This is a genomic window from Flavobacterium aeripolare (genome assembly GCF_013294025.1).
GTDB lineage: Bacteria > Bacteroidota > Bacteroidia > Flavobacteriales > Flavobacteriaceae > Flavobacterium.
On the sequence record NZ_JABSNL010000008.1, the window covers coordinates 113,460 to 119,459 of the forward strand.

Here is a 6,000-nt window from a genome sequence, read left to right on the forward strand (position 1 = left end):
AAAATTATAAAAAACCAACTTAAACGACTACCACCCCTCATTTTTAAGATATGAATACAATAATTTATAACTCTTAAAATCAATTATTACTATTTTTTGATTTTCATTTTCAAATATTCATAATTATTCGGCTTTTGCGTTAAAAACACTCAATTTTTCACGGTGTCGCAGTCTAAAACCAATAAATTCGTAAAAGAAATGAGGTGAAAAATGGCTGTAAATTATTCATTTATTAGCAGCTCTATTTCTACAATTATAGATACAATAACCAAAACGAATACCAACCAAAACCATTAAAAAAAATGAAAAAAATTGAAGCCGTAATCAGGAAATCTAAGTTTTCTGATGTTAAAAAAGCATTGCACGAAATAGGTGTTAATTTCTTTAGCTACTGGGACGTTACTGGAGTAGGAAACGAAAAAGAGGGACATGTATATCGCGGAGTAACCTATAGCACTAGCGACATTCAAAGAAGATACTTGTCGATCGTAGTTTCTGATGATTTTTTAGATCGTACCGTGGCTGTTATTTTAGAATCAGCTGCTACAGGATTAGTAGGAGACGGAAAAGTTTTCGTTTCAGATATTCAAGAAACATACAGAATTAGAACTAAAGAAAAAGGAAACGACGCAGTAAACTAATGCGACTTTACATTAACATATAAATAGAAATATTATGGATACGAATACTGCAATGGACTTAATGTGGGTATTAATTTGTGCAATACTGGTTTTTTTCATGCAAGCTGGTTTCACCTTGGTGGAAGTTGGTTTCACAAGATCAAAAAATACAGGAAATATAATAATGAAAAATTTAATGGATTTCTGTATTGGAAGTCTTGCTTTTTGGGCCGTAGGATACTCTTTAATGTATGGAGATTCTATAGGTGGTTTAATAGGAAATATGAGTCAGTATGCTTTTTTTGATAGTTTACCTGACATGCACAGTTTATTTTTCCAGACTGTATTTGCTGCTACTGCTGCAACGATAGTTTCTGGTGCAATTGCCGAACGAACAAAATTTACAACCTACTTGATTTTTTCACTATTAATGACCTTAGTAATCTACCCTATCTCTGGTAGCTGGGTTTGGAATGCTGGTGGATGGTTAGCTCAAATGGGATTCACTGATTTTGCTGGATCTACTGTAGTACATGCTGTGGGAGGTGTTGCATCACTTGTAGCTGCTGCTATGGTAGGACCTAGAATAGGAAAATATACTGATGGACAATCTAATGCCATCCCTGGGCACAACTTACTACTAGGAGCACTTGGGGTGTTTATTCTATGGTTAGGTTGGTTTGGATTTAATCCTGGATCACAATTAGCAATTTCTGGTGATAATGCTTTTAAAGTTGCCGAAATCTTCATCACAACAAACTTAGCTGGAGCCACTGGAGCATTAGCAGCGATGTTTATAACTTGGATTTTTTATAAAAAACCAGATATTTCAATGACATTAAACGGTGTGCTTGCTGGACTTGTAGGTGTAACTGCAGGATGCGCTGCTGTGAGTCCGTTAGGTGCTTTGTTCATAGGACTAATCTGCGGAATCGTCGTGGTGTTTTCAATTGAGTTCATTGACAAAAAATTAAAAATTGATGATCCTGTAGGAGCCGTTTCTGTTCACGGAGTATGCGGAGCTTTAGGAACAATATTAGTTGGATTTTTCGCTACAGATGGTGGTTTGTTTTACGGTGGTGGTATAGACAAATTAATTGTGCAAATCACCGGAGTAGCGGCAATCGTTGCATGGGCAGCAGTCGCTTCTTTTATAGTACTTTTTATCCTTAAGAAAACAATGGGATTGAGAGTAACTAAAGAAGAAGAAATCGACGGACTTGACATTCATGAGCACGGTACAAATGTGTACAACGATTAATTATTTAAATTAAACCATGAAAAAACCGCCATAATTGGCGGTTTTTTACTTTTAGACCTCGTCTCTACTTTCTTCTAAATCATTGTGATTATCACCACCTATGCTGTAATAATTGTTTTCCTCATCTTCATTACCTATACGTTCTTGTGCATCGTCTAATTCTGAGCCTGGAACATCAAGGTCTGCTCCACTCATGTCATCCTCAAAACTTAGTTCGTTTAAACCTGATAAGCCTTCCTCAACCGCTACTTTATTTTTAGTAATGTCTTCTGGGTTGACGTCTGCCTCTTTCTCTAGTTTATTATAGATATCTTCGCTAGCGGGATACAATAATGAGTCTGGAATTTTTTCATCCTCAATTTTACTAGTGATTTTTCTTTCTTTATCTAAGTGGTCGTTATTATTTTCCATGATCGTTCTATTTATAGTTTGTTTTTCAAATTTATAGGAGTAAGGCAAGCGTTAGTTGCTAATTTCCTTTTATAAAATTAGGAATCATATTTGACTTCTCTCACTTTACCTTTAGATATTGTAACATATAAGCACGATACTATAAAATTCCAAATGCAGTCCAGTCGTAATTTTATAAAACTAAAAAATCAAAATATAATTATTAAAACACACACATTATGAGCTTAATGGACGACAATGTAATCCCAGGTAATTACGGAAAAGTATTTGGGACAAATGCAAATGAAACAGCCGACTTACACGCAATTAGAACCGCACTTTTAGCAGTCGACGGAATAACCGAAGTAGCAATTGACGACAACATATTCCCAAAAGAATTCAATGTGCATACAGACAGAATTGTAAAAATAACAACCGTTGAAGATACCGTAAAATCATTAGGATTTCATGCGGTTCCCAAGTCGTTATTTGAACTGTAACAGTACATACTACACATAGTAATAACTTCAACACTATAATTTGTTGGAGTTTTTTTATGCCTTCTAATTTGCAATTAATTTATCGCTAAGTCCTTTATTTCGAAAAAAAATAAAAAAAAATCTAGATATTGAATAATTACTAAAACCTTTATCGTAATATTGCAATATAGATATATAACAATGGGAATCACTAAAACAGCAAATTTTACAGAAGAACAAAATGAATTGGCCGTACTAGCCAAAGCGATAGGACATCCTGCGAGAATAGCTATTATTCAACATCTAATAAAAGTGGATAGTTGTGTATGTGGTGACATTGTAAATGAACTACCACTTGCTCAACCTACAGTTTCGCAACACTTGAAAGAGTTAAAAAACGCTGGATTAATCAAAGGGAATTTTGAAGGAAATGCAATTTGCTATTGTCTCAACGAAGAAGGCTTCGCAAAAATCAAAGTTTTCTTCGAAAGCATTAATGGGTATTTAGAGAATCAAAAAAAACAATGTTGTTAAAATATAAAATCAAGAATTATGAAATTATCAGAAATTAAAAATCAGTTGACCTCATTAGAAAATGTGACTTTCCAGTTACCTAATGGAAATTATGTTCCTGAACATTTTCACGTAACAGAAGTAGGTTTGGTTACCAAAAATTTTATTGATTGTGGTGGAAAAGTTAGAAAAGAGACAGTCGTAAATTTTCAGTTATGGGATGCTAATGATTTTGAGCACCGTTTAAAGCCACAAAGATTATTGGACATCATCACGCTTTCAGAAAAAGTGCTAGGGATTGAAGATCTTGAAGTAGAAGTAGAATATCAAGCAGGAACAATAGGGAAATACGATTTGGGATTTAATGGTGAAAGTTTTCTATTGTTAAACAAACTTACAGCCTGTCTTGCCGAAGATCAATGTGGGATTCCGCAAGAAAAGACAAAAACTAAATTATCAGAAATCCCAGTGCAAAATAATACTTGCACACCAGGCGGAGGATGTTGTTAAACTAAATCACTAGGAAATGCTACCATCAAAAACACAAATTTTCTCAAAAATAGAACAAGAAATTTTAAATTTTCATCCAGAGAATATCAACGAAGAACGACGCACAATTCTACAGCCGTTGATCGATTATATCCAGATAAAAGTGAGTAATAATGACGAAGTTCGTTTAAATTTTATTTGTACACACAATTCTAGAAGAAGCCATTTGTCTCAAGTATGGGCACAAACGGCCGCCTCTTATTTTAATTTTAGCAATGTGTTTTGCTATTCAGGTGGTACTGAGGCTACCGCTTTATTCCCTATCGTTGCAGAAACTTTGTCGAATTCTGGTTTCAAAATTGCCAAAATATCGCAAGCTGATAATCCGGTGTACAGTATAAAGTTCACTGATAACGAACATCCTATTATTGGGTTTTCTAAAAAGTTTGACGATCAGTTTAATCCAAAAGCCGAGTTTGCAGCCATACTTACCTGTGATGCAGCAGACCAAGGATGTCCTTTTATTGCTGGTGCCGAGAAAAGAATTCCCATCACATTTGAAGATCCTAAAGCCTTTGATGGAACAGAACAGCAAAAAGAAAAATACCAAGAACGCAGTATGCAAATCGCAACCGAGTTGTTTTACGTTTTCTCACAAATTAAAAAATAATTATGTCGGCAACTAATTGTGCTCCTGTAGCCAACCGTAAAAAGCTTTCTTTTCTTGACAGCTACTTAACACTATGGATATTTCTAGCAATGGCTGTAGGTGTGGCTATTGGTTATTTCATTCCCTCGAGCGGAAACTTTATCAATAGCTTTTCTAGTGGTACAACAAATATCCCTTTAGCTATTGGACTAATATTAATGATGTATCCTCCACTCGCTAAGGTGAAATACGAACAAATGGGTCAGGTTTTTAAAAACACTAAAGTATTAGGAGCTTCTCTAGTTCTTAACTGGATTATTGGCCCCATTTTAATGTTTGCATTAGCATTGATTTTTTTGAATGGCTACCCAGAATACATGATAGGGGTCATCTTGATTGGTCTTGCACGTTGCATTGCCATGGTTGTTGTATGGAATGACCTTGCCGATGGTGATCGTGAATACGCAGCAGGTCTCATAGCGCTAAATAGTATTTTTCAAGTACTGCTTTACAGCGTGTATGCCTATCTTTTTATTACAATCCTTCCACCCTATTTTGGGTACACTGGTTTTGAAGTAAACATCAGTATTGGCCAAATTGCAGAGAGTGTCGGGATATATTTAGGAATCCCATTCGCATTAGGAATCATCAGTAGATACACATTGATTGCATTAAAAGGTACTGAATGGTTTGAAAAAAAATACATCCCTTTTATCTCCCCTATTACATTGATTTCGCTACTGTTTACTATTGTTTTGATGTTTAGTTTAAAAGGAGAATTAATTGTTCAAATCCCAATGGATGTGATTCGAATAGCTATTCCTCTTGTGATTTACTTTACCGTTATGTTTGTAGTCAGCTTTTTTATAGGGAAGTATTTTGGTGCCGATTATTCTAAGAGCACAGCAATCGCATTTACAGCTACAGGGAATAATTTTGAACTTGCCATTGCCGTTGCGATAGGCGTTTTCGGAATCAATAGTGGCCAAGCATTTGCAGGAGTAATAGGCCCGCTGGTAGAGGTTCCCGCTTTAATCGCCTTAGTAAATGTTGCTTTCTGGTTTAGAAAAAAGTATTTCCAAACGAGTACATAGTTTTATTTCTTGAAGAAGAAGAGAAAGTTAACCGTAAATTCGCAAATTATTTATTGCTTCATTTGTAGTTGTTTTTGAAGATGCTTATTTGGAAGTAATCATCAAGATTATCAAGAAAAATTTACCGCAAATTCGCAGATTATGTAAAACCTTAATTTGTGAATCTGCGGTTCTTTAATTTTTATGCGCTATAATAATTAAATCGCCTATTCGATACTAAAACAGTCAACCGCAAATTCGCAAATTATTCATTGTCGTGTTTTGTAGTTGCTTTTTGACCATGCTTATTTGGAAGTAATTATCAATATTATCAAGAAAAATTTACCGCAAATTCGCAAATTATGTAAAACCTTAATTTGTGAATCTGCGGTTCTTTAATTTTTATACGTTAAAATAATTAAATCGCCTGTTCGATACTAAAACAGTCAACCGCAAATTCGCAAATTATTCATTGTCGTGTTTTGTAGTTGCTTTTTGACCATGCTTATTTGGAAGTAATTATCAA

The 6,000-nt window shown here is 34.7% G+C and carries 8 protein-coding genes; 7 read left to right on the forward strand and 1 reads right to left on the reverse strand.

The window, feature by feature from the left end:
* Window positions 1–302: 302 nt before the first annotated feature.
* Window positions 303–641, forward strand: a complete 339-nt coding sequence (locus tag HNQ00_RS10505; protein ID WP_173838451.1) for a P-II family nitrogen regulator — start codon at window positions 303–305, stop codon at window positions 639–641.
* A gap of 34 nt (window positions 642–675) precedes the next feature.
* Complete coding sequence (locus tag HNQ00_RS10510; protein WP_173838452.1) at window positions 676–1,881, forward strand: ammonium transporter; 1,206 nt, start codon at window positions 676–678, stop codon at window positions 1,879–1,881.
* Window positions 1,882–1,932: 51 nt separating this feature from the next.
* On the opposite strand, the gene HNQ00_RS10515 is transcribed toward HNQ00_RS10510, so the two are convergent.
* A complete protein-coding gene (locus tag HNQ00_RS10515; protein ID WP_173838453.1) occupies window positions 1,933–2,292 on the reverse strand; it encodes a hypothetical protein in 360 nt (119 codons plus the stop codon).
* A 218-nt stretch (window positions 2,293–2,510) separates the two neighbouring features.
* Between HNQ00_RS10515 and HNQ00_RS10520 the strand changes: the two genes are divergently transcribed.
* The 5 genes from HNQ00_RS10520 to arsB all read left to right on the forward strand — a co-directional run bounded on the left by HNQ00_RS10520 (window position 2,511) and on the right by arsB (window position 5,495).
* Entirely contained in the window at window positions 2,511–2,771 is a 261-nt protein-coding gene (locus HNQ00_RS10520; protein WP_173838455.1) for a heavy-metal-associated domain-containing protein, read from the forward strand.
* Between the two features lie 180 nt (window positions 2,772–2,951).
* Window positions 2,952–3,284, forward strand: a complete 333-nt coding sequence (locus tag HNQ00_RS10525) for an ArsR/SmtB family transcription factor (protein WP_173838457.1) — start codon at window positions 2,952–2,954, stop codon at window positions 3,282–3,284.
* Window positions 3,285–3,302: 18 nt separating this feature from the next.
* On the forward strand, window positions 3,303–3,773 hold the full coding sequence (locus HNQ00_RS10530) for a DUF6428 family protein (protein ID WP_173838459.1): 471 nt from the start codon (window positions 3,303–3,305) through the stop codon (window positions 3,771–3,773).
* 16 nt (window positions 3,774–3,789) lie between these two features.
* Window positions 3,790–4,422, forward strand: a complete 633-nt coding sequence (locus tag HNQ00_RS10535) for an arsenate-mycothiol transferase ArsC (protein WP_173838461.1) — start codon at window positions 3,790–3,792, stop codon at window positions 4,420–4,422.
* Window positions 4,423–4,424: 2 nt separating this feature from the next.
* Window positions 4,425–5,495: an ACR3 family arsenite efflux transporter gene (gene arsB, locus HNQ00_RS10540; RefSeq protein WP_173838463.1), complete on the forward strand. Its 1,071-nt coding sequence runs from the start codon at window positions 4,425–4,427 to the stop codon at window positions 5,493–5,495.
* The last annotated feature ends 505 nt before the right edge of the window (window positions 5,496–6,000 follow it).